We start from the raw sequence: 22,659 nt of genomic DNA, 5'->3' as shown, positions 1-22,659 counted from the left end.
AGTCGGTAATCCGTCATCGGGCCTACTCGGCGCAACAGGCGGGTAATGACGCCTTAACGATGTGTTGTCGCACTTCGACGAGGAAGGTCGTCCTGCGAAGAATCCGGCCTACCGCTGTGCCGCCCATGGGAGTCCCATCAGCGGGACTCCGAGGGTGGCGGGTGCGTTTCCCGATCGGAGTCAGGCATTGATTCGCGTCGTCGTCGCCGAGGAGATGAGTCTGCTGCGCAGCGCGCTCTGCGTCGCGCTGTCGAGCGAGGATGAGATCGAGGTGGTGGCCCAGGTGGCCCGGGCGTTGGACCTGTCCGCCGTGCTGCGACGGCACCGCCCCGACGTCGTACTGGTGGACCTGGCATCGGAGGTCGCGCCGTCGGTCGAGGTGGTCGCCGAGATCGCGGGTGTCGCACCTGACGCCGCGGTGCTGGCGATGGGCCGGCAGTGGAGCCCGGCGGTGGTCGGGGATCTGCTGGCAGCCGGCGCGCGCGGGCTGATCGGCATGGACGCGCCGGTGGAGGCGTTGGTCGGGGCGGTACGGGAGGTGGCGACGGGCGGACGGGTGATCGACGCGGAGGTCGCCGTGACCGCGCTGCTGCCCCCCGGCAGCCCGCTGACCCGTCGGGAGGCGGAGGTGCTGCGGGTCGCCGCCGAAGGGTTGCCGCTCAAGGAGATCGCCCGCCGGCTGTTCCTGGCGCACGGCACGGTGCGCAATCATCTGTCGGCGGTGATGCGCAAGACAGGTGCCCGCAACCGGATGGAGGCGGTATGGCAGGCCCGCCGCCACGGCTGGATCTAGGCCCGAGACGCCGTCGCCCGGTACTGGCCGGTACGTGTTTGAATGCTGACGGTTCGTGATCCGCCTGGCGATCTCCGGGAAGGTCCACCGTGATCCGTACCCTGCTTGCCCTCGACGGTGCTCTGGTCCGTGGCGCGCTCTCCCTCGTGCTCACCGCCGAGGCGGACATCAGCGTGGTGGCGGAGGTGGACCGGGGGGACGGCCTGGCTCGGCTGATCAGGGCCCGGCGTCCCGATGTGGCGGTCATCGACCTCGACCTGGTCGGCACGGCCAACGTCGCAGGGTGGTGTCCGTTGCTGGTGCTCGTCGACCAACGCCGGGCACGCCGCCTGCACCGGGTGCTGGTGCCGGGGCGTCCCCTCGGCATCCTCGGCAGGGACGTCGCTCCGCACCGGGTGCTGGACGGGGTCCGGCGGCTCTCCCGAGGGGAGTCGGTGATCGATGTCGACCTGGTGATGGCGGCATTGACCCGGGGGAGTCCGCTCACCTCCCGGGAGACCCAGATCCTCGATCTGACCGCAGCGGGCGCTCCGGTCGCGGAGGTCGCCCAGGCGCTCGGCCTCGCGCCGGGCACGGTACGCAATCATCTCGGTCGGATCACCCGCAAGGTCGGTGCCCGCACCAGGGTGGAAGCGGTCCGGGTGGCCCACGAGGCGGGCTGGATCTGACCGCCCGGAATCCTCGGTGGACCGGCCGCCGTTGATGAAATTGTTTTGCGGAAATATTCCTGTGGATGGATCATTTTCCTCGCCGATTGAAGGGGTAGCATCGGCCGTGTAGGCCAGCCTCGATGAGCGGATTCGCGCAAAAGGGAGCACCTCCCTTCCGGCTGGGTCCGGGCTGCAATTCCCAAAGGTTGCCACCATGGTTTTGCGCCGCTTCGGCAGGTGTGTCGCCAAAGGCATGTCCACCATTTCCCGAACCGTTCGAGACTCAGGTCGAGAGGTGCCTCAGGTGACGCTTTACGGCTGGGATGCGAGCGACTACGACGTCGGTCGGGGTTTGACGACCGGCCGCATCCGCGATGCCCGCGCGGCGGGAATCTCCTTCATGACGTACAAGGGCACGGAGCAGTCCGCCGCCGGCACCTTCCACAGCCAGTACTACGGCGTCATGCTCACCGCGGCAAAGGACGCCGGCATTCCCTTCCTCGGCATGTACGTCGTGGTGCACTCCCAAATCACCGCCGAGAAGCAGGCCACCACGGCCATCGACTACGCCGACGAACACACCCCCTGGTGGCGCGACTACGACCGGTTCTTCTGGCAGATCGACCTGGAACGCTGGCCGACGGACGACGTGCCGTCGACGGTCGGTGTCGCGGTCGCCCGGGAGTTGAGCGCACGCACCGACCGCCGGGTCGTCATGTACGCCTCACGGGGCCAGTACGGCTCGAACGAGTTGGGCAGCTATCCACGGTGGAACGCCAACTACCCCTATCAGGTGGCGGAGGACTTCAAGGCCGCGTACGCCCGCGCCGGTGGCGATTCGGGGCCGGGCTGGATCCGTTACGGGCGGCCGGAATTGATGCCGCGCATCTGGCAGTTCACCGATTCGGCCATCATCGGTCGACAGCACACCTGCGATGCCGACGCGTTCCGTGGCACCGAAGCGGATTTCGCGGAAATGATCGGCGCGCAAGCGTCGGAAGGAGAAGACGACGTGATCGCCAGCTTCCTCACCGTGCCGTACCGGGACCAGACGCTGGACACCGACGACACCTTCCACGCCATCCGCTGGGAAAGCGGCACCTACCACTGGACGCTGCCGGCCGACGGGCTCACCGCCGTCCAGGCCACCGTCGACCTGCGCGGGCTCCAACTCGACGACCTGGTCCGGGTACGGGCGGAGTACACCGAGCCGGGCCATCCCGCCTCCGAGACCCCGTTGCTGACCCAGGAACTCGTCTCGTTCAACCCGGACACCGCTGGCGGCATCTTCGTGGTGAACACTCCCAACATCAACGTGGAGTTGCCGTCCGGGACCGAGATCCGGCTCCAGGTGGCCGTGCGGGCCGGCGACGGCGACACCACCCGTCGGGTCTCCTACGGCGACCTGACCAGGGTGAGCATGGTGCTGTTCCGGCTCCCCAGCTGACACCAGCCTGCCGGGCCGCCAGCCTGCCGGGGCGACGGGCGGTCGGCGGTCATGTCCGGGTGAGCGGCCGGTGGACCGGGATCGTCAGTTCCTGCCAGTGGCCGACCAGTTCCCGGTAGGTGGGGGAGCGGCGCAACAGTTCCTCGTGGCTCCCGGCCAGTGGCCGGTCGTCGTCGAACACCAGCACCCGACGGGCGCGGATCGCCGAACTGATCCGGTGTGCGATCACCACCAGGGTGCCGGGGCGGCGGGCGAACGCGTCTTCCACCGTGGCCTCCAGCGTCGGGTCGAGGTGGCACGTCGCCTCGTCGAGGATGACCAGCGGTGCCGGGGCGAGGTAGGCCCGGACCGCGGCGATGAGCTGCCGTTCCCCGGCCGAGAGACGGCCGGGCTCGACCTCGGCTGCCAGGCCGCCGAGGCGCTCGACCAGCGGCCCGGCCCCGAGCGCGTCCACGGCGGCCGCCACGGTCGCCTGGTCGGCGTCCGGGCGCAGGTACCGCAGGTTGTCGGCGAGGGTGCCGGAGCGGACGTACGCCTCCTGCGGCACCAGCACCCGCAGCCGGGCCAGTGTCTCCGGCGCGACGGCGGCGACCGGCGTGTCGGCCAGGTGCACGCTGCCGGCTTCCGGCGGCACCAGCCCGGAGATAAGCGCGGCCAGGGTGGACTTGCCGGCACCGCTCGGCCCGACCACGGCCAGGTGTTCACCGTCGGCCACGGTCAGGGTGAAGTCGGCGAGGACCGGCCGGGCGTGCGGGCCGTACCGGAAGGTCAGCCCGCGGACCCGTACCGCCGGCACCACGCCGCCGCCCACCGTGCCGGTGTCTGCCGGGCCGGCGTTTCGACCCGGGGGCGCGGCGGCGCTCGGGTCGGTCGGCGGGCAGCTGCGCAGGATCCGGTCGAGGGTGACGGCGTAGCGCAGGCCGCCACCGCCCACGCCCTGCACCAGGGCGTGCAGGGCGGGTTGCAGGCCGGTGGTGACGTAGACCAGCGCGCCCAGCACCGCGCCCGTGCTGAGGCCGCGCCCCACCAGCCACGGCGCGGCCAGCAGCAGAACCACCACCGGCAGCCAGCCGCCCAACCCGAGGCTGAGGCTGCGCAGCGCCGCCATCCGGGCCAGCGTCCGTTCGGCGTCGGCCTGTGCCACGACCCGCCGGTCGACCGCGGCCACGACCCGCTCCTGCCCACCGCAGGCGGTCACGTCACGGTGCCCGGTCAGCGCGGCGGCCGCCGACCGGCCGAGTTCCTCACCGGCCGCCACCTGGGCCCGCTGGTGGGCGACCATCGACGGCAGCGCCGCCGCGAACACGGCCAGCCCGAGCACCAGCGGCGCGGCCACCGCCGCGGCCAGCGGCGGCGACAGGGCAAGCAGGCCGAGCAGTGCCGCACCGGCGGTGAACAGGAAACCGCGCACCACCAGCAGCAGCCCACCGAAGGTGTCCCGGACCACCTCCACCTGCTGGGTCAGTCGGGCCACGGCGGCGCTGTCCGGGCGACCACCGGGCCGGGTGGCCTCGCGCAGCGCACCGTCGACCACCCGGGCGGCCAACTCGTCGCGGTACGGCTCCACCACGGCACCGAGGCTGCGGTACACCCGCCCGGTGGCGACCGCCCCGACCAGTACGGCGGCGGCCAGCCCGGCCAACCACGCCAGGCCGGTGCCGAACTCGCCAGCCAGGAAGCCCCGGTCGACCGCGCGGGCCACGATCAGGCCGCTGAGCAGCGCCGGCAGTGACTCGGCCACCGACCAGGCGGCCAGCCGCCCCAACGGGCGGCGGCGGTCCCGCAGGGCGGCGAAGGTGGTGCGGCGTACGCCGGTCATCGGAGGTCACCGCCGGGGGTGAAGACCGCGCGGTAGTCCGGGTCGGCCCACAGCCGGCGGTGCGGCCCCACGGCCCGTACCCGGCCGCCGTCGAGCCAGGCGACCAGGTCGGCCGTGGCCGCCGTCGCCGCACGATGGGTCACCACCAGCCGGGTACGACCGCCGACCCCCTCGGTCACCGCCCGGCTGATCCGGTGCTCGGTGGCGGTGTCCAGGCTGGACGTGGCGTCGTCGAGGATCAGCAGCCGCTGTGCCGGGAACGCGCGGGCCAACCCGAGGCGCTGTGCCTCGCCGCCGGACAGCGGCGCGTCGGTCAGCCGGGTGCGGAACCCGTCGGGCAGGCGGGCCACCACGTCGGCCACCTGGGCGGCCCGCGCCACGGCCAGCACCTCGGCGGTCGCCGGGGCGGCACCGGCGGGCGGGCCGGCCGATTCGTCGGGCAGGGCGAGACCGATCGCGTCATGCACCGTCTCGCCGACCAGGACCGGACGGTCGAACGCCTGTCCGATGCCCCGGCGCAGCGCTTGCGGGCTCAACCGGTGCAGCGGCACCCCGTCCAGCAGCACCTCACCGGCGTCCGGGTCGTGCAGTCGGCCCGCCACGGCGGCCAGGGTCGACTTGCCGACGCCGGAACGCCCGACGACAGCGAGCGTGGCGCCGGACGGCACCAGCAGGTCGATACCCCGCAGCACCGGCCGCCCGTCCGCGCCGTGCACGCCGACCCCGCACAGCCGCAGTTCACCCTGGCCGGACGGCAGTGGCTCGTCGCCGTACCGGCGGGTCGGGTGGGCCAGGGGCTCGGCGATCCGGTTGGCCGCCGCCCTCGCGCGTACCAGTCGGTTGAGCGTGGCCAGGACCGCGCCCAGTCCGGCGCCGAGGGCCGCGTACTGCATCGCGGCGACCAGTTGCCCGGGGGTGAGCCAGCCGGCGGTGAGCGCGTACCCGCCGACGGCCACGACGGCCGCCTGCAACAGCGGACCCACGGCCGCGGTACGGGCGCTCGCCCGGGCCAGTAGTCGCCAACCGAGCAGCCCGTACCCGCGCAGTTCCGGTAGTGCGCTCAGCACCCGGTCGCGTTCCTGGTCGACGGTGGCTGCGGCGGCGATGGTGCGGGCCCCGCCGAGCGCCTCCAGCAGCCGCCCGGCGATGGCGCCCAACACGCGCTGGTATCCGGTCACGGCGGCGGAGGCATCGGTCACGAAGGCCCGCATGAGCACCGCGAGCACCGCCAGCCCGCCGAGGAGGGTAAGCCCCAGCAGCGGCTCGATCAGGGTGAGCGCCACGACGCTGCCCACCGGGGGCAGCAGCGCGACGACACCGAACACCACGGCGGTCCCGGCCTGCCCGGCGTCGGTGGCCTGACCGACGAGCCGGCCGACCAGGTCACCCACCGGGTAGCGACGCACGGTGCGTACGTCGCAGGCGAACAGGTGGCGTAGCAGCCGCCGGCGCAGCAGGGCGGTGGCCCGGGCCGCGCCGTAGCCGGCGGCGACGTCACCGAGGATGTCGGTGGCCAGGAGGATCGCGACGAGCGCGCAGGCGACGGCCGGCCACCAGGAGGCCGTACCGCCGACGGCGGCGTCGACGGCGAACCCGAGGGATGCCGGCAGGGCCAGTTCGGCGGCGGCGCCGATGAGCGCCACCACGGTGAGCAGGACGGTCCAACCGCCGCCGTCGCGGACCACCCGGCGCAGCAGCCGGTCGGGGCCGGTCGGTGTCGGCATCGGACCTCCCGCGAGAAAGACGTGCGGCCCTGGGCGGGTACATCGCCCCGCCCAGGGCCTCGCGTGGCGACCCGTCAGTTGCAGGTCGTGACGGACAGCGAGCTGTCGCCGCAGAGCAGCAGGCTCGCCCGGCTGCCACCGCCGGTGCGGTCGGCGGGGGCCATCTCCAGGCCCTGGAGGTCGAGAAGCGCCATGTCGTGTCACCTCCTCCCGTGCTTGTCGGGTTGGTCGGTTCCCCTCGCATCGGCGAGGGTGTCGGTGGCGCCCGTCAGGGGCGCGAGGAACGGCAGCGTCACCGCCGTGTCTGGTCGGGCGGCGGCCAGTGCCAGCAGGACGCCGGCGGTGCCGGTGCCGAGGTCCATGGACAGCCGCAACAGCTGCTCGCCGGGGAAGGCGATCCCGTCGGCGTACGGCAGGGCGTGCCAGGCGAGGCGTTCCACCTGTGCCGCCAGCTGCGGATCGTCCGGGTACGCCGCCAGGTAGGCGACGATGCCCGCCCGTCCGGCGAAGAGGCCGGACTGTGCGTAGAACGGGGACCGGGCGGCCCGACGGACACCGGCGCTCGCCTCGGCGAACCGTTCGTCGGCGCGGTGCCGCAGGTACTGGTCGAGCACCAGTCCGATGCCGACACTGCCCTGCCCGAGGTAGGGCATGGTGCGCCAGCCCTCGTTGACCTCCAGCGCGCCGTCGGGGCGTACCACACAACGGTGCAGGTCCTGTCGCAGTGCGGTGGCGGCGTGCTCCAGCAACTGGGAGTCGCCGGTCAGCTCGTACAGCCGTACCAGCATCAGGGCCGGTCCGGTACGGCCGCGCAGCAGTCCCGCGTACGGGTGCCGGCCGCCGCTGACGTCCGACTCCGGTGCGTCGGCGAGTTGCGCGATCACCCGCTCGGCGGCCCGCCAGGCGGCGTCGCGGAGGGCTGTCTCGCCGGTGCGTCCGGCCAGCTCGGCGAGGTTGAGCGCAATCCCGGACAGGCCGCCGGCCAAGCTGTGGTCCAGCCCGTCCCACGGTTGCCGTAGGCAGATGTCGAGCACGTCGAGGGCGTCCTGCCGACGATCCAGCAGCTCCAGGGCGTACGCGACACCGTGCAGGCCGTCGTAGAAACCGCAGCGGGTGCCGGCGCCGGGCGAGGTCGCCCGGCGTACCAGCCAGCGTTCGTGCTCCGGCCGGCGTCCGGCGCCGCTGACGTGCAGCGCGTACAGGACTCCGGCGGCACCGTGGGCGAGGTTGAGCCCACCGCTGCGGAACTGCTCGATGTCGCCGGGGAAGAGTCGGTCGTCGCGCTCCGGTGTCGCGCTGGCCAGGATCGCCCGGGCAAGTCGGTCGCGGTGCGACGGCCCGACGTCGACGGTGAGGTCGGCTCGGTGTTCCGCTGCTGCCGGACTCTCGCCGGTGATCTCCTCGACGGCGGCGTCCAGGAGAGCTCCGGGCACCGGGAACCGGGCGGCGATCACGTCAGCGAGGTGTGCGGTCTTTGCCGGTGCCAGCCGGAACAGTTGGGTCAGCGGCAGGAACAGGGCCAGGCGCAGGCAGGCCAGGGCGTAGTGGTCGACGGCGGGACCGGTGCGGTCGCGGGGTGCGGCGAAGCCCTGGTTGCGCAGGCCGGGCCGGCGATGCCCGTCGATCGGGGCGGCGACCTCGAAGTCGACCAGGGCGATCCGATCGTCCGGGCGGACCATCACGTTGAACAGGTGCAGATCGCCGTAGACGAGGCCACGCTCGTGGATGGCCCGGACAACCTCCTCGACCTGCCGGTGGATGTCCAACGCCCAGCGCGTGTAGGCGGCACGGTCGTCGTCGGTGGCGTCGGCGTCGATGAGCGGGTACCTGTCGACGAGCACCTTGTTCAGCGCCCGGCCCTCGATGAACTCCAGGGCCAGGAACCGGTGCTCGCCGAGGGTGAACTCGTCGTGCACCCGGGGCACCTGCGGGAGGTCGGCGAGTCGACGCAGCGCCGCTGCCTCGCGGCTCAGGCGGGCCACCGCGTCGGCGCCGTCGGCGTCCAGACCGGCGTACGGTCGCGCCTCCTTGAGCACCACCTGCGTGTCGGTACGCAGGTCCCGGCCGATGTAGAGGCCACCGCCGTTGGAGAAGTGGATGACCTTCTCGATCCGGTACGGCACCTCGTCGGTGCTGGTGGCGTTGCGGGCGGCCAGGTGCGGTGCGAGGAAGTCGGGCAGCGTCACCCAGGACGGTACGTGGAAGACCGGGTCACGCCGATCGGGCACCAGGGCGCCGTTGTCGTCCTCGATCGCCGGGACGACCTGGCCGTCCGCCGAGTGGCAGTAGCGGGCGGCGAAGCCGCCGTAGCGCACGTACACCGGGCCTGCGCCGTAGCGCAGGTCGCTCAGGATGTACGGACCGGCCTCGCCGGCGAGCAGCTCGTCGAGTTCCTTGCAGACCAGTTCCAGTTCGGCGTCGTCGTGCGGGTAGACGGTGACGAACTTGCCGCTGGCCGCCCGGGAGGCGTACTTGGAGTTGCGCAGCAACAGGGTGCGGGGGCCGCGGAGGAACTTGAACGACAGTCCACGAGGGACGCAGTAGTCCCAGATCGCGTCCAGCACCCGTTCGGCGTTGTCCAGGGTCGCCGACACGTGGATCTTCCAGCCCTGCTGCGGCAACGAGCCGCCGTCCGGGGCGTAGATCAGCCAGTCGTCGAGCGGCTCGGTGCGCCAGCCGTGGGGCAGGGGCCGCCGGGCCGCCGCGAAGGTGGGCTCTGCGGCGGCGTTGCCCAGCGAGTCGTAGAAGTGCCGGTCGGCGGCGCAGTAGCTGTCGTAGCGATCGTCCACCGTGACCACTCCCTCCGCTGATCGGCTGAGCCCTCGGTCTTGCTGGCTGATATGAGTTTGTCTATTCGGCCTATGGCGCTTCCAGTGTGATCAGTCATGACGTGAGGTGTGTGCCACACTCTTGGCCGTGACAAATGTCAGGCGGGTCCCGGCCGACGGCGGTTGGCACGACCGCCCGCGGTGCGAGCCGACGCGACCGAGAGCCCGGGTCGTGCCTGTCGGCGGCGAAGACGCCGCTGACCTGCGTCTGACGGCGAGGGCCCAGCCGCAGCCGGGACGGATACGGCGTACGCCGTGACACCTGGCGATCACCCCGTAGTCGATCGGCTGGCCGCCGTGACGCCTGACGATCACCGCGTAGCCGTCGATCGGCCGGTCGCTGTGACACCTGGCGATCACCCCGCAGCCGATCGGCTGGCCGCCGTGGCGCCTGGCGATCACCCCGTAGTCGATCGGCTGGCCGCCGTGGCGCCTGGCGATCACCCCGTAGTCGATCGGCTGGCCGCCGTGGCGCCTGGCGATCACCGCGTAGCCGTCGATCGGCCGGTCGCCGTACTGGCCAACCCCACCGCTGGTCGAGGAAGGCACCGGCGACTGCTACCCGAGGTGCTGGACCGCCTGTCGGCGGGCGGACGGCCGGTGCGGGTGCTGGACGCGTACACCCGTGGCCAGGCCGAGGCGGCCTGCCGCGAGGCGGTGGCCGACGGGGCGGCGGCGCTGGTCGCGGTGGGTGGCGACGGCACCGTGCACGTGGCCCTGCAGGCGGTGGCCGGCACCCGGGTACCGTTCGGCGCGGTGCCGGCCGGCACCGGCAACGACTTCGCCGTCGAGACCGGCTTCCCGGCCGATCCACTGACGGCCGTGGACACCATCGCGGCGGCGCTGCGGGACGGCCGTTCCCGCCCCGTCGACCTGGCCCGGATCACCACGGCGACCGGCGAACACCGTTGGTTCGGCGCCGTGCTCGCGGCCGGCTTCGACGCGATCGTCAACGAACGGGCCAACCGGATGCGCTGGCCGCGCGGCCCGCGCCGGTACGACCTGGCGATCCTGGTGGAGTTGGCCCGGCTGCGCCCGCGCCGCTACACGCTGCGCCTCGACGGGGAAACCCACGAGTTGGACGCCGCGCTGGTGGCCGTCGGCAACTGCGCGTCCTACGGCGGCGGCATGCGAATCTGCCCGGACGCCGACCCGACCGACGGACTGCTCGACATCGTGGTGGGCGGGCGGTTCAACCGGCGCATGCTGATCCGCGAGAAGCCGAACATCTACCACGGCACCCACATCCACCACCCGCTGGTCCGCAGCTACCGAGCGCACACCGTCGAGATCGCCGCACCCGACATCACCACCTACGCCGACGGCGAACGCTGCCTCCCCCTCCCGATCACCATCACCGCCACCCCCTCCGCCCTCCACCTCCTCCGCTAAACCCCCCACCCTCGCGCCCTCGGCCCTCCCCGCCCTCCCACCCCTCGCGGCTCCCACAGCCTCGCCGATCTTGCACTTTAGGTCGGGGAATAACGGGCGTATGCCCCATGTCGGCGACCAGAAGTGCAAGATCGCGGGTGCGGGTGCGGGTGCGGGTGCGGGTGCGGGTGCGGGTGGGGCAGCGGGGTGAGGGTGGGGGTTTAGGGGGTGGTGAGGGGGAGGATGGAGCCTAGGCCGTTGGGGCGGCCTACGTCGGCGGCCGGGAGTACCAGCGCGGCGCAGCCGGCTGCCACGGCTCCTGCGTCGGCGGGGGTGTCGCCGACCATGAGGGCGTGCTCCGGGTCGACGCCGAGCAGTCCGCAGGCGCGCCAGAAGATCGCCGGGTCCGGCTTGCAGCGACCCACCTCGTACGAGAGGACGAAGGCGTCGACCAGGTCGGCGAGACCCCAGGCGGCGAAGTGGGGGCGGATGTCGAAGCCGATGTTGCTGACCACCGCCACCCGTACGCCGGCCGCCCGCAGGGCCGCCAGGGTGGGAGCGGTGTCCGGGTACGGTACCCAGCCTTCGGGCGTCAGCACCCGCTCGTAGAGGGCGTCGGCGAAGCCGTCGATGCCCGCGTCGACCGTGGCGGCCAGCCCGGTGTACGCGCCCCGGTGGGCATGCTCGTAAAGATCCCGGTCGGCCCACAGCTCGGCCAGCTGCGGTGGCACCCGGGCGGGCAGCGGCCCGCCGGCCCGACCCGCGGTGAGCAGCCGGTCGGCCAGCGAGGTGGCCCGGACCCGGTCAAGATCCACGCCACACGTGGCGGCGGCGGCCAGGACCCACTCGCGGGGCTCCTCCACCTGGGCGAGCGTGCCGTGGAAGTCGAGCAGCACCGCCTCCACCGGACGGCGGGACGGGGTCGGCTGGACGTCGCGTACGGAGTCGGTCGGTTCGGCATGATCCGGCACGTGCTGCACCCTACCGACCCCCTCCGACCCGGCTGCCGGTCGGCCTTGCCGGGTACCTGTCAGGCGTACGGACTAATCTTGAGAACATGTCGAGCCCCGCCGAGCGGTACGCCGCGGCGCGCCGCCGGGCCGCCCAGGCCTCACAGTTCCCGGCGTTGGAAGAATTCACCTCCGATATCGGGTTCGATCTTGACGATTTCCAGCGTGAGGCGTGTCAGGCGCTGGAGCGGGGCAGCGGCGTGCTGGTGTGCGCGCCCACCGGCGCCGGTAAGACCGTGGTCGGCGAGTTCGCCGTACACCTGGCGTTGCGCGGCACGCCCGGGCAGCCGGCGCCGACCGACGGCGCGCGGCGCAAGTGTTTCTACACCACGCCGATCAAGGCGCTGTCCAACCAGAAGTACCACGATCTGGTCGACCGCTACGGCGCCGCGCAGGTCGGGCTGCTCACCGGCGACAACGCCATCAACGGCGACGCTCCCGTGGTGGTGATGACCACCGAGGTGCTGCGCAACATGCTCTACGCCGGCTCGACCACGCTCGAGGGCCTGGCGTACGTGGTGATGGACGAGGTCCACTACCTCGCCGACCGGTTCCGGGGCGGGGTGTGGGAAGAGGTCATCATCCACCTGCCCGCCTCGGTCACCCTGGTGTCGCTGTCGGCGACCGTGTCCAACGCGGAGGAGTTCGCCGACTGGCTGATCACCGTGCGGGGCGAGACCACGGTGGTGGTCAGCGAACACCGGCCGGTGCCGCTGTGGCAGCACATGCTGGTCGGCAAGCGGATGTTCGACCTGTTCCACGACGCGGCGGCGGCCCGTAAGCACGATGTGCATCCGGAGTTGCTGCGCTACACCCGGGAGACGGTCCGCCGTCTCGACCTGGGCGAGGGGCGCGCCGCCGGCTGGGGTGGGCGGCGGGGGCCGCGCTGGCGTGGGCCGTCGCGGCCGGACATCGTCGAGCGGCTGGACCGCGAAGGGCTGCTGCCGGCGATCCTGTTCATCTTCAGCCGGGCCGGCTGCGACGCGGCCGTGCAGCAGTGCCTGGCCGCCGGGCTGCGACTCACCTCGCCCGAGGAACGGGCCGAGATCCGTCGGGTGGTGGAGTCCCGGGTGACCGCCATCCCCGGTGAGGACCTGTCGGTGCTGGGCTACTGGGAATGGCTCGACGGCCTGGAGCGTGGGCTGGCCAGCCACCACGCCGGGATGCTGCCGGCGTTCAAGGAGGTCGTCGAGGAGCTGTTCGTCCGAGGGCTGGTCAAGGCGGTGTTCGCCACCGAGACCCTGGCCCTGGGCATCAACATGCCGGCCCGCTGCGTGGTGCTGGAGCGCCTGGTCAAGTACAACGGCGAGGCGCACGTCGACCTGACGCCGGGGGAGTACACCCAGCTCACCGGGCGGGCCGGGCGGCGCGGCATCGACGTGGAGGGGCACGCCGTCGTGGTGTGGTCCCCGGAAACCGACCCGCGGCACGTGGCGGGTCTGGCGTCGACCCGCACGTACCCGCTGCGGTCCAGCTTCCGGCCCTCGTACAACATGGCGGTCAACCTGGTCGGCAGCGTCGGCGCCGACCCGGCCCGCGCGTTGCTGGAGTCCTCGTTCGCCCAGTTCCAGGCGGACCGTTCGGTGGTCGGCCTGGCCCGGCAGGTGCAGCGCAACACCGAAACCATCGAGGCGTACGGCGTGGAGGCGGAGTGCCACCACGGTGACTTCGACGAGTACTTCGCGCTGCGGGTGTCCATCGCCGACCGGGAGCGGGCGCTCGCCCGGCAGGGGCAGAGCCAGCGCCGGGCGGCGGCGGTGGCCGCGTTGGAGCGGCTGCGTGTCGGTGACGTGATCCGGGTGCCGTCGGGTCGGCGCGCCGGCCTGGCCGTGGTGCTCGACCCGGCCGCCGGTGGGTTCAGTGAGCCGCGTCCGCTGGTGCTGACCCAGGATCGCTGGGCCGGGCGGATCAGCCCCGGCGACTTCACCACGCCGGCCGAGGTGCTGGCCCGCATCCGGGTGCCCAAGCACTTCAACCCCCGCAACCCGGCGGCCCGTCGTGACCTGGCGGCGCAGGTCAGCGGCACCGGCCTGGACCGGCACAGCCGTCGAGGCGCCCGGGGCCGGCAGTCGGGCGAGGACCACCAGCTCACCCAGTTGCGGGCCGAGTTGCGGCGGCACCCCTGTCACGCCTGCCCGGAGCGGGAGGAGCACGCCCGCTGGGCGGAGCGTCGTCGCCGGCTGGAGCGCGACACCGAGGAGTTGCGCGAGCGGGTGGCCGGTCGGACGGGGTCGCTGGCGCGTACCTTCGACCGGATCGTCGCCCTGCTCACCGCCCGGGGCTACCTCACCGCCGAGGGCGAGGTGACCGACGCCGGGCGGATGCTGGGTCGGATCTGGACCGAGGCCGACCTGCTGGTGGCGGAGTGCCTGCGTCGCGGGGTCTGGGACGGGCTGTCACCGGCCGAACTGGCCGCCGCGGTCTCGGTGGTGGTCTTCGAGGCCCGGCGTGACGTCGACGAACGGGCGTCCCTGCCGCGCGGTCCGGTCGCCGAGGCGGTCGACGCGACATTGAAGCTGTGGAGCGAGATCGAGGCCGACGAGGCCGCCCGTGGTCTGACCGTCACCCGCGAGCCGGATCTGGGTTTCGCCTGGCCGATCTACCGGTGGGCCCGGGGCGAGGCGCTGGCGAAGGTGCTGGCCAGCGGACACGAACTCGACGGCGAGATGCCGGCCGGTGACTTCGTGCGCTGGGCGCGTCAGGTGGTGGACCTGCTCGGTCAGGTCGCCGACTCCGGCGGTGCCTCGGCGGAGCTTCGGGCCACCGCCCGGCAGGCGATCGGTGTCGTCAACCGGGGTGTGCTCGCCTACCACGCGCCGGCCTGACCAGCTTCGTCACTCGACGTTACGTCAACACCGGCTGACGGATGGTGATGTCACCGAACGGCAACGGTTCGCATTCGACAACTGATCCTATTGTGCCTGGTGAACGCTTCCCTGATCATTCTACCGGCGCGTAAGCCGCGCGCCGGTGGAAGCTCTGGGGGGAGCCGTCGTGGGGGAAATCAATCACTTTGAGTACGGATGGATCACACCCGCCCTCAGCTACGCGCTGTCGGTCCTGGGGTCCGTTCTCGGGCTGATCTGTGCGGGCCGGATCCGTACCGCGTCGAGTGCCGGCCAGCGGGCCTGGTGGGGAACTCTCGCGGCCTGGGCCATCGGCGGCACCGCCATCTGGACGATGCACTTCATGGCGATGCTCGGCTTCGCCGTGAGCGGCTCCCGGATCAGGTACGACGTGCCGGTCACCGTCGTCAGCGCATTGCTCGCGGTGGTGGCGGTGGGTATCGGGCTGGCCATCGTCGGCACCGGCCGGCTGTCGGCGGTACGGGTGCTCGCCGGTGGGCTGTTCACCGGTGCCGGGGTGGCGGCGATGCACTACACCGGCATGGCCGCGATGCGGCTCAACGGCGAACTCGGCTACGACCCCACCCGGGTCGCGCTCTCCGTGCTGATCGCCGTGGTCGCCGCCACCGCCGCGCTGTGGCTCGCGATGACGGTACGTCGCGGCGTGGCGATCTTCGCGTCGGCGCTGGTGATGGGCGTGGCGGTCAACGGTATGCACTTCACCGGGATGAGCGCCCTGTCGGTGCACCTGCACGAGCGGCGGGGGGAGGTCGCCGGCGCGGAGGTGGGCAGCCTGCTGATCCCGATCGTACTGCTCGTGATCTTCGGCGTGGTGGGGTTGGTCTACGCGCTGCTCGCGGCGCCCACCGACGAGGACCGGGCCGCCGCGGCCTACCTGGCCGCCCGCCGGGCCCCGGCAGCCGACCCGGTCGGCGCCGACTCGCCGGACCCGGTCGGGTTGCGTGCCCGCTCGACCCTGGCCCGCCCCGGTGCCCAGTTCCCGTCCCGCCGGGACCGTCCGCCGCGCTGACCCGCGCGCACCGATCTGCGCGGTCCCTCGTGGACGGTGGCGGAAAGTGTCGTACCCGGTACCCATCATGTATTCATGGCTGTCCCCGCCCTCACCCCGCGCAACACCCCACCGCGCTCGCTGCCGCTGCGCGAGGCGCGCACCCGACTGAGTCAGCTCGTCGCGATGGCGGAGCTGACCGACACCGTCACCGTGGTCACCCGCGACGGCGACTCCCGGCCGATCGCTGCGATCGTGCCGGCCGATGCTGCCCGCAGCGCCGCGCAGGCTCGTGCCGACGCCGGCCGGCTCGCCGAGGTCACCGCGGGCTGGTCCCGTCGCCTTGAGGCGCAGCGTGAGCAGGCCGGTCGCCGACACGCCGCCGAGCTGCGCGCGATGCGGGCGGCGCTGGCCGAGGTGTGGGCCGTGCTGGAGCGTCGGGCCGCGCCGGGCGACGCCGAGCTGGCCCGGCTGCGCGCCGGACACGCCGACCTGCTCGACGGCTGATCGCCCTGCGTCGCCTCGACACGCATCTCGCTTGGGTAACTGTGGGTCACCCGGTGGTGCTGGTCGGCCACAATAGACCCTCACGATGGGCGTAGCCGGGGGTGACGATGAGCGGATCCGAAGCACCGAGCGGCGCGCCCGCGAGCTCCGGTCCCACGCCCCGGATGCGGTGGCTGCGCCTCGCCGCGCTGCTCGTGCTGCTGGTGGTGGCCGCGGTCACGGTGGTGCGGGTGGTCAGCGTGACCGGCCCGCCCAGTCGTGACCAGTTGCGGGAACGAGCCGGGCTCACCGGCAAGCAGGAACTGCTGATCGGGGTCAAGGACGATCAGCCGGGCGTGTCGCAGCTGCTGGAGAACGGCGCGTTCGTGGGCTTCGACATCGAGATCGCCTACATGATCGCCGAGGATCTCGGCTTCGACGCGCCACGGGTGCGGTTCCTGCCCATCGAGAGCGAGGACCGGGCCCGTCGGCAGGCCCGCACTCCGGACGGGCGCTTCGTCACCGTCGATCTGGTCATCGCCTCGTACAGCATCACCGAGGATCGCCGACGCCAGGGCGTGGTCTTCTCCGCACCCTATCTGCAGACCGAGCAGTCGGTGGTCACCCGCGCCGACAGCAAGCTGGCACCGACCACCTTCGCCGATCTCGCCGGCCGCAAGGTCTGCACGCTGGCGACCTCGACGGCCGAGCAGAACCTGGCCGCGGCCGGTGCGCAGGCCCACGGCCGCAACCGGATCAGCCAGTGCATCCAGGAGCTGTACGACGGCACGATCGACGCGGTCACCACCGACGCGGCGGTGCTGGCCGGATTCGTGGCTCCGCCCCTCGCCGAGCAGGCACCGCCGGTCAAGAAGCTGACGAACCCCAAGCCGTTGCGTCACTTCGACATCGGTGCCGACGGTGATGAACTGTGGGGGGTCAACACCGGCCCCGACCCGGCCATGCGTGACCTGGTCAATCTCTCCCTGGAAGAGGCGCGCAACGGCCGCAACGGCAAGCGGTGGCGGACGGCCTTCGACCGCTACTTCGGCTACTCCCAGAAGTACAACGACCAGCAGCAGGTTGCGGTTGACCAGCAGCCACCGCCCGGCCCGGCGGACAAGGTGGAGGTGCGGCAGTGGCCATGGGAGAGGTCCGCCTGGCGGCACCCGAACCAACCACGACCGGGCCTGTCGGCCGCCGCCGTCCGGGTGCGCGCCAGACGCAGCAGTGGCTGCTGACCGTACTGCCGGCCTTCCCGGTACTGCTGCTGGTGCTGCGGTTGTGGCGGCTCAGTCGACAGGACATGTCGACAATGCTGCTGCTGGTGCAGTACGTCAGCCCGCTCGGGCTGCTCAGCGCACTGCTCATCGCGCTGGTCTGGGCGGTACCGCTGGTGGTGCTGGTGCCGGTCGTGCTCGGTCGACTGTTGCAGGTCAGCGCCCCGCAGCGGTTCGACCCGGAGCGCTCGCTGCTGGCGTACGCCGCCGCGCGTACGCCGGGTTGGGTGCTGGTCGTGGCGGCGGCGCTGGCCGCCCTCACCTGGCAGCTGCGCTTCCTGCCCGGGCTGGTGATGATGCTGGTCTGGCTGGTCGCCCTGCACACCCGCAGCCGCTACCCGGACCGACCGCGACTGCTGCTGGCCACCGGCCTGATCCTGCCGGTCGTCGTGGCGGCGGCCAGCTACGCCTGGCTCGCACCGGCCATCCGGTCGGCCGTCGGGCACGGTGAGCTGGCCACGGCCCTGCTGCTGGCGCTCCCACCCGCCGGTGCGCTGGTGTTGACCGGCCCGGTGCCGGCGCGGATGGCCCCGGGCGTGACCCGGGCGGTCATCTACGCGGTCGGTGGGCTGCTGCCGTTGCTGACGGGAGCGGTGTTCCTGCGCGTCCCGTTGCTGCCCGCGGTGGCCGTCGAGGTCGGTCAGCCGCAGACCCAGGAGGTGGTGCTGGGCGAGGCGGTGACGGTGACCGACCGGATGACCATCGTGCTGAGCCGCTCCGGCGAGGTCCGCTTCCTGCCCAACGACGAGGTGCGGGCGCAGGTGCTCTGCCCGGACGCCGACCGGGTGCCGAGCAGCCGGGTCACCGTGGCCCGATGGCCGGTGGAGGACACCGCGCTGGAATGGCTCATGCCGCGTCGACCGGTGGGTCCGCCCGATCCGCGCTGCGGCGGTCTGGTGCCGTTGCCGGTGCCCTCGCCGTCAGCCGGGCCGTGACCGCCCCTTGAGACGACGGCCCAGCTCGCGGGCGATCTCCCGGTCCGCGTCGCGGGCGGCGAGTGCCTGACGCTTGTCGTACGATTTGCGGCCCTTGGCCACGGCGAGTTCGACCTTGGCCCAGCCGCCGGAGAAGTACATCGACAGCGGCACCAGGGTGAACCCGCCCTCCCGGACCTGCGCCAGGATCCGGCCGATCTCCACCCGGCGCAGCAGCAGCTTGCGGGTCCGGCGGGGAGCGTGGTTGGTCCAACTGCCGTAGCGGTACTCGGCGATGTGCAGGCCGTACAGCATGATCTCCCCGTCGCGTTCCTGCGCGAAGGCGTCGACAAGCGAGACGCGGCCGGCCCGCAGCGACTTGACCTCCGTACCGGCCAGCACGATCCCGGCCTCGTACGTTTTGAGGATGGTGTAGTCGTGCCGGGCCTTGCGGTTCGACGCGACCAAGGTCCGCTCGCCACTGCGGGAGGTGCTCACCCGGCGAAGGATATCCGTCGCCGGCGGAACCGACGTCGCCGCGCGCCCTGCTCAGGGCAGCCGGTTGCGCAGCCGCTCGGCCAGATCAATCACCGCGGCCCGGAACCGGGGGTCGGCCTCGCCGGGCCAGTGCCCGATGATCTGTGGTGGCACGCTGTCGCCGGGTGGGGGGACCACGTCGACCGGGTCACGGAAGCGTCGATCGACGGTGCCCGGTGGCCCGGGCAGCACCGGATCCCGGCCCGGGCGGTGCGGTGAGAAGACCCAACCGCCGATCGGGTCGGTGTCGCGCCACAGGTTCAGCCACCGCCAGTTCACCCGCTCGCCCACGTCGCGCAGCACCTGCTCGTTGACGTACGCGGGGAACAGTCGCCCGTACAGCCGGCGCAGTGGTGAGCCGTACGTGAGCAGGGCCAGGTGGCCGCAGACCTCACGGGGCAGTTGCAGCACCGTGGCGGCGAGCAGCACCGCCCCGTGGCTGTGCCCGGTCAGCAGGACGCCGTGACCCTGCTCGGTGAGGTAGGTGATCCGCCGGCTCAACTCCGGCACCGCCCGCTCGGCGTAGCAGGGCGGGGCGAACGGGTGTGCCGCCCGGGGCCAGAAGGTGCCCAGGTCCCACAGCACCCCGACGTACCGGCGGAACTCGGCCGTGCGGTAGGCGAAGATGCCGCCGATGAGCAGGGCGAGCACCACGGCCGCGATGAGGACGCTGCCCACCTGGATGCCGAAGTTCGTCGCCGCCCCCGGTATCCCGGTCAGCTGCTCGACGACCTGGCCGGGAGCGAGTTGCAACATTCCGAGCAGGATGGTGGGTAACCCCACGCCGACCACACCGGCGTAGATCACCGCGAGGATCTCCAGACGTTCGGTGAACCGTGCCCGGGCGATGGTGCGTTCGACCTGCTCCAGCCGGTACCGGGCCGCGGCGGGGGCGTCGGGGAAGTCGCGGGCCACGGTGGCCCGGGCGCTGTTCATCCGTACGGACCGACTCGCCAGGTTCACCACCACCGCGCCCACCAGGACGATCACTGCCGCCAGCAGGAACACGAAGATGGCCCACTTGAAGCCCAGCGGCGCGGAGATGGTGCGTTCGTCGTCGGCCAGGGCACGGCGGTTGAGCAGATCCGCGACCCCGAAGACCAGGTCTGCGGTGAGGGCGAGCGCCAGACCGGTCGCGGTGGCGGCGATGACCGGTGCCCCGAGCCCCTGCAACGGTCCCGATCCGAGCCCGTCGCAGCCGAATCCACGCCGCGCCTCCTCCGGGTCGATCCCCCCGCCACGCGCCCGGCCCGCCACGCTCACCTTGTCGTTGAGCTGAGCACGGGTGGCGAGGGTCGCCACGCCGAGGGTGAACAGCAGGGCCGTCTGCGCGAGGATGACCAGGCCGACCATCACGCTGTATCCGGGCAACCCCACCGCCGATCGCCAGGGTGTCGGGTCGACCGCCACCAGGACCAGGACCACTGCGGTGAGCACGCAGGCAGCGGTGCGCAGGAAGGAGCAGAACCGGTCCACCCGTCCACTGTCCGGGGCGTCGATCCACGGCCGGACGCAGAGCACCGTGACGCAGGCACCGAGTATCGCGATCGCCACGACGGTGGGAGCGACACTCAGCGTCGAGGGGCCGGCGAAGCAACGGGCGATGAGCAGGCCGCTGCTCAGGGTGGCGAAGCCGGCGGCGACGTGCAGCGAACGCAGGCGGCCCACCGGCGGCGCGCCGTCCCACTGGCCCACCGCGCTGAGTGCGTGGGGCTTCGACTCGTTGGCCGCCCGGTGGAAGGTGTCGAAGTTGTGTCCCGGTCGTGCGCCGAGCCGCCAGACCAGCCCGAGAGCGGCGGCCGGCGCCAGGGCGAGCACGGACACGCGTAGGCCGGTGGGTCGTCCGCTCAGCCAGGACAACCACGGCCGATTCGCCGTGCAGAACGGGTTCGACATGCACCGGACGGCGATCAGGTCCAGTGCCACCCCCATCGTGGCGAGCACGTACAGCATGGTGAGGGTGAGGGCGAGCAGCCGGCAGGTCGCCTTGATCCCCGCACCGGAGGTGCCCCGGGTCGCCGGTCGCATCCAGATGGCGACGTTGCAGAGCATGAACGGCAACAGGAACATCAGCGACAAGGTCCGGACCGTCGTCCCGGAGGGCAGATCACTCCAGCGGTACGCCTCCAGGGTCACTCCGGCCGGGCCCTTGGCATCCGGATAGTCCGGATGCGGCCGGTAGAAGCCCCCGCTGCCGTCCCCGGCGACCTGGTAGCTGTGCGGACGGTTCAGGATCTGCTCGGCCCCGGCGCCGGACACACCATGGACCCGCAGTTCCACGACATCGACGTGGGCCTGCGGTCCGCTGGTCATTCGTCCCCCGGGGTCGTCTCTGCCGGCCGGGCGTGGCGGAACCCGACCGAACCGCTGCGGGCGCGGCGTCGCCGTCTACCCGCCCCGACGCCGGTCACGCCTGCGGCATGGGTGGACGTTGTGCCGGACAGGATTGCCGGTGACGCGGCGGGCCCGACGAACGGGAGCGGACAAGGGCTTGAAAACCTAGTTTCCCGGTAGGAATATAGGTCTACTTCATCTGTGCTTCCGCCGTCGGCGGGCGGTCCTCCCCGTCGATCTGTCGAAAGAGGCGATCATGACCAATCCGGAACCCCAACCGTCACCCACCGCACCCGAGAGCCGGTTCGCCGTCAACGAGGACTGGGCCGCCACCATCCTGGGTCTCGCCCTGCTCGGTCTGGTCCTGGCCGGTGCCATTCCCGCCGGGCTGGTGCCCTGATGGCCGCCGACGCCAACACCCGATCCGCAGCGGAAGCGGCCCCGACTGCCGGACCGCCCGCCCCGGCAGTGCGGGACAGGAACTTCTGGGCCTGGACGGCCGCCGGCCTGCTGGTGGTCCTGCTCCTCGCCGCGCTCACCCGCTATCTCGAACAGCAGGTGCCCGAGTGGGCGGCCGGCACGGCGCTGGAGGACATCGCGGCGGCGATCGAGTATCCCGTCTACGCCATCGTGCTCGGTCTGCTCGGCAACCTGGTGGTCACGCTGACCGGGTTGCACGACCGCATCGCCGCCGCGTTCCGTACCGAGTTCTTCATCAAGACCGGCCTGGTGCTGCTCGGTGCCTCCATCAACCTGGCGGTGATCGCCAGCGCCGCCGGGCCCGCCATCGCCCAAGCGCTCCTGTTGATCTCCGGAGTGTTCCTGTTCACCTGGTGGTTGGCCGGGCGGCTCGGCCTGGACGACAAGCTGCGGGCGCTGCTCGCCTCCGCGGTCTCGATCTGCGGGGTCAGCGCCGCCATCGCCGCTGCCGGCGCAGTCCGGGCCCGTCGTGAGCAACTCGCCTACACGGCGAGCCTGGTGATCGTCTTTGCCCTTCCGTCGATTTTCCTGCTGCCCTGGTTGGCCGACGTGCTCGGGCTGTCACCGGCGGTGGCCGGTGCCTGGATCGGCGGCAACATCGACACCACCGCGGCGGTCACCGCGGCCGGGGCGCTGGCCGGCGAGGACGCGCTGCAGATCGCCAGCATCGTCAAGGTCACCCAGAACGCGCTCATGGGCGTGGTCGCGGTGGCGCTCACCGCGTACTTCGCCCTGCACGTCGAACGGCGGCCCGGGTCGGCCCGGCCGGGGCTGGGTGAACTGTGGCGCCGCTTTCCGAAGTTCGTCCTCGGCTTCGTCGCGGCGTCGGTGATCGCCACCTGGTACCTGAAGGTGGTCGGCGCCGACGGCAAGGCCACCATCTCGATCGTCAACGACCTGCGGACCTGGTTCTTCATCCTGGCGTTCGTCAGCATCGGCCTGGAGGTCCGGGTGGCGGCGCTGCGGCAGGCCGGCTGGCGTCCCATCGCGGTGTTCGGTGCTGCCACCGTGTTCAACCTGGTTCTCGCGCTCGGCCTGGCCTCGCTGTTGTTCGCGGGCTTCAGCCTCAGCTGACCCTGGGGCGGCACCGGCGCGCGGCCGGGGACAGGACAACGGTTCCCGGCCGCGCGT

At 72.2% G+C, this 22,659-nt stretch carries 18 protein-coding genes; 11 read left to right on the top strand and 7 right to left on the bottom strand.

Annotation, left to right across the window (positions count from 1 at the left end; genetic code table 11):
- Positions 1-187 precede the first annotated feature (187 nt).
- The 3 genes from JMF97_RS17405 to JMF97_RS17395 all read left to right on the top strand — a co-directional run bounded on the left by JMF97_RS17405 (position 188) and on the right by JMF97_RS17395 (position 2,890).
- On the top strand, positions 188-793 hold the full coding sequence (locus JMF97_RS17405) for a response regulator transcription factor (RefSeq protein ID WP_238359574.1): 606 nt from the start codon (positions 188-190) through the stop codon (positions 791-793).
- Positions 794-882: 89 nt separating this feature from the next.
- Positions 883-1,461 (top strand): response regulator transcription factor, encoded by a 579-nt coding sequence (locus JMF97_RS17400; RefSeq protein WP_203222524.1) that lies wholly within the window; start codon positions 883-885, stop codon positions 1,459-1,461.
- A gap of 286 nt (positions 1,462-1,747) precedes the next feature.
- Positions 1,748-2,890, top strand: a complete 1,143-nt coding sequence (locus JMF97_RS17395) for a glycoside hydrolase family 25 domain-containing protein (protein ID WP_203222523.1) — start codon at positions 1,748-1,750, stop codon at positions 2,888-2,890.
- A 49-nt stretch (positions 2,891-2,939) separates the two neighbouring features.
- On the opposite strand, the gene JMF97_RS17390 is transcribed toward JMF97_RS17395, so the two are convergent.
- The 4 genes from JMF97_RS17390 to lanKC form a co-directional block, all read right to left on the bottom strand.
- A complete protein-coding gene (locus JMF97_RS17390; RefSeq protein ID WP_203222522.1) occupies positions 2,940-4,709 on the bottom strand; it encodes an ATP-binding cassette domain-containing protein in 1,770 nt (589 codons plus the stop codon).
- The gene (locus JMF97_RS17385) at positions 4,706-6,433 is read right to left on the bottom strand and encodes an ABC transporter ATP-binding protein (protein WP_203222521.1); all 1,728 of its coding nucleotides are present in this window, start codon (positions 6,431-6,433) and stop codon (positions 4,706-4,708) included. Before JMF97_RS17385 ends, JMF97_RS17390 begins: the two co-directional genes overlap by 4 nt.
- Positions 6,434-6,507: 74 nt before the next feature.
- A complete protein-coding gene (locus tag JMF97_RS17380; protein ID WP_013734295.1) occupies positions 6,508-6,627 on the bottom strand; it encodes a SapB/AmfS family lanthipeptide in 120 nt (39 codons plus the stop codon).
- 6 nt (positions 6,628-6,633) lie between these two features.
- The gene (lanKC, locus tag JMF97_RS17375) at positions 6,634-9,222 is read right to left on the bottom strand and encodes a class III lanthionine synthetase LanKC (protein ID WP_307816962.1); all 2,589 of its coding nucleotides are present in this window, start codon (positions 9,220-9,222) and stop codon (positions 6,634-6,636) included.
- Positions 9,223-9,720: 498 nt separating this feature from the next.
- On the opposite strand from lanKC, the gene JMF97_RS17370 reads away from it, so the two are divergent.
- Complete coding sequence (locus JMF97_RS17370; protein WP_438803764.1) at positions 9,721-10,653, top strand: diacylglycerol kinase; 933 nt, start codon at positions 9,721-9,723, stop codon at positions 10,651-10,653.
- Positions 10,654-10,853: 200 nt separating this feature from the next.
- Here the strand turns inward: JMF97_RS17370 and JMF97_RS17365 are convergent, their stop codons facing one another.
- Positions 10,854-11,603 (bottom strand): HAD family hydrolase, encoded by a 750-nt coding sequence (locus JMF97_RS17365; RefSeq protein WP_412101232.1) that lies wholly within the window; start codon positions 11,601-11,603, stop codon positions 10,854-10,856.
- A gap of 86 nt (positions 11,604-11,689) precedes the next feature.
- Between JMF97_RS17365 and JMF97_RS17360 the strand changes: the two genes are divergently transcribed.
- The 5 genes from JMF97_RS17360 (at position 11,690) to JMF97_RS17340 (ending at position 18,198) form a co-directional block, all read left to right on the top strand.
- On the top strand, positions 11,690-14,467 hold the full coding sequence (locus JMF97_RS17360) for a DEAD/DEAH box helicase (RefSeq protein ID WP_203222517.1): 2,778 nt from the start codon (positions 11,690-11,692) through the stop codon (positions 14,465-14,467).
- 169 nt (positions 14,468-14,636) lie between these two features.
- Positions 14,637-15,518 carry an MHYT domain-containing protein gene (locus JMF97_RS17355; protein ID WP_203222516.1) on the top strand — a complete coding sequence of 294 codons (882 nt, stop codon included), beginning with the start codon at positions 14,637-14,639 and terminating at the stop codon, positions 15,516-15,518.
- A gap of 75 nt (positions 15,519-15,593) precedes the next feature.
- On the top strand, positions 15,594-16,004 hold the full coding sequence (locus JMF97_RS17350) for a type II toxin-antitoxin system Phd/YefM family antitoxin (protein WP_203222515.1): 411 nt from the start codon (positions 15,594-15,596) through the stop codon (positions 16,002-16,004).
- 164 nt (positions 16,005-16,168) lie between these two features.
- Positions 16,169-17,224, top strand: coding sequence for a glutamate ABC transporter substrate-binding protein (locus JMF97_RS17345; RefSeq protein WP_013734288.1), 1,056 nt, complete (start codon positions 16,169-16,171; stop codon positions 17,222-17,224).
- Positions 17,128-18,198 (top strand): hypothetical protein, encoded by a 1,071-nt coding sequence (locus tag JMF97_RS17340; RefSeq protein WP_203222514.1) that lies wholly within the window; start codon positions 17,128-17,130, stop codon positions 18,196-18,198. The genes JMF97_RS17345 and JMF97_RS17340 overlap by 97 nt, the downstream gene beginning before the upstream one ends.
- On the opposite strand, the gene smpB is transcribed toward JMF97_RS17340, so the two are convergent.
- A complete protein-coding gene (smpB, locus tag JMF97_RS17335) occupies positions 18,184-18,675 on the bottom strand; it encodes an SsrA-binding protein SmpB (RefSeq protein WP_203222513.1) in 492 nt (163 codons plus the stop codon). The two genes, JMF97_RS17340 and smpB, sit on opposite strands and share 15 nt — an antisense overlap.
- A gap of 51 nt (positions 18,676-18,726) precedes the next feature.
- Positions 18,727-21,027: a hypothetical protein gene (locus JMF97_RS17330; protein ID WP_203222512.1), complete on the bottom strand. Its 2,301-nt coding sequence runs from the start codon at positions 21,025-21,027 to the stop codon at positions 18,727-18,729.
- 277 nt (positions 21,028-21,304) lie between these two features.
- Between JMF97_RS17330 and JMF97_RS17325 the strand changes: the two genes are divergently transcribed.
- Together JMF97_RS17325 and JMF97_RS17320 are read left to right on the top strand one after the other, a co-directional pair.
- Positions 21,305-21,448 (top strand): hypothetical protein, encoded by a 144-nt coding sequence (locus tag JMF97_RS17325; protein ID WP_203222511.1) that lies wholly within the window; start codon positions 21,305-21,307, stop codon positions 21,446-21,448.
- Positions 21,448-22,602, top strand: a complete 1,155-nt coding sequence (locus JMF97_RS17320) for a YeiH family protein (RefSeq protein WP_203222510.1) — start codon at positions 21,448-21,450, stop codon at positions 22,600-22,602. The genes JMF97_RS17325 and JMF97_RS17320 overlap by 1 nt, the downstream gene beginning before the upstream one ends.
- The last annotated feature ends 57 nt before the right edge of the window (positions 22,603-22,659 follow it).

The sequence above is a fragment of the Micromonospora fiedleri genome (assembly GCF_016774385.1).
GTDB lineage: Bacteria > Actinomycetota > Actinomycetes > Mycobacteriales > Micromonosporaceae > Micromonospora > Micromonospora gifhornensis.
Note: the sequence above shows the minus strand (reverse complement) of the source record. Positions and strands in the feature narration are given on the sequence as shown.

What these genes read in the sequence shown, in the direction of transcription:
- JMF97_RS17340 (WP_203222514.1), top strand. Translation starts at nt 17,128, where the DNA reads ATGGGAGAGGTCCGCCTGGCGGCACCCGAACCAACCACGACCGGGCCT.
- JMF97_RS17320 (WP_203222510.1), top strand. Translation starts at nt 21,448, where the DNA reads ATGGCCGCCGACGCCAACACCCGATCCGCAGCGGAAGCGGCCCCGACT.
- JMF97_RS17360 (WP_203222517.1), top strand. Translation starts at nt 11,690, where the DNA reads ATGTCGAGCCCCGCCGAGCGGTACGCCGCGGCGCGCCGCCGGGCCGCC.
- JMF97_RS17385 (WP_203222521.1), bottom strand. Translation starts at nt 6,433, where the DNA reads ATGCCGACACCGACCGGCCCCGACCGGCTGCTGCGCCGGGTGGTCCGC.
- JMF97_RS17325 (WP_203222511.1), top strand. Translation starts at nt 21,305, where the DNA reads ATGACCAATCCGGAACCCCAACCGTCACCCACCGCACCCGAGAGCCGG.
- JMF97_RS17345 (WP_013734288.1), top strand. Translation starts at nt 16,169, where the DNA reads ATGCGGTGGCTGCGCCTCGCCGCGCTGCTCGTGCTGCTGGTGGTGGCC.
- JMF97_RS17350 (WP_203222515.1), top strand. Translation starts at nt 15,594, where the DNA reads ATGGCTGTCCCCGCCCTCACCCCGCGCAACACCCCACCGCGCTCGCTG.
- JMF97_RS17380 (WP_013734295.1), bottom strand. Translation starts at nt 6,627, where the DNA reads ATGGCGCTTCTCGACCTCCAGGGCCTGGAGATGGCCCCCGCCGACCGC.
- JMF97_RS17330 (WP_203222512.1), bottom strand. Translation starts at nt 21,027, where the DNA reads ATGACCAGCGGACCGCAGGCCCACGTCGATGTCGTGGAACTGCGGGTC.
- JMF97_RS17390 (WP_203222522.1), bottom strand. Translation starts at nt 4,709, where the DNA reads ATGACCGGCGTACGCCGCACCACCTTCGCCGCCCTGCGGGACCGCCGC.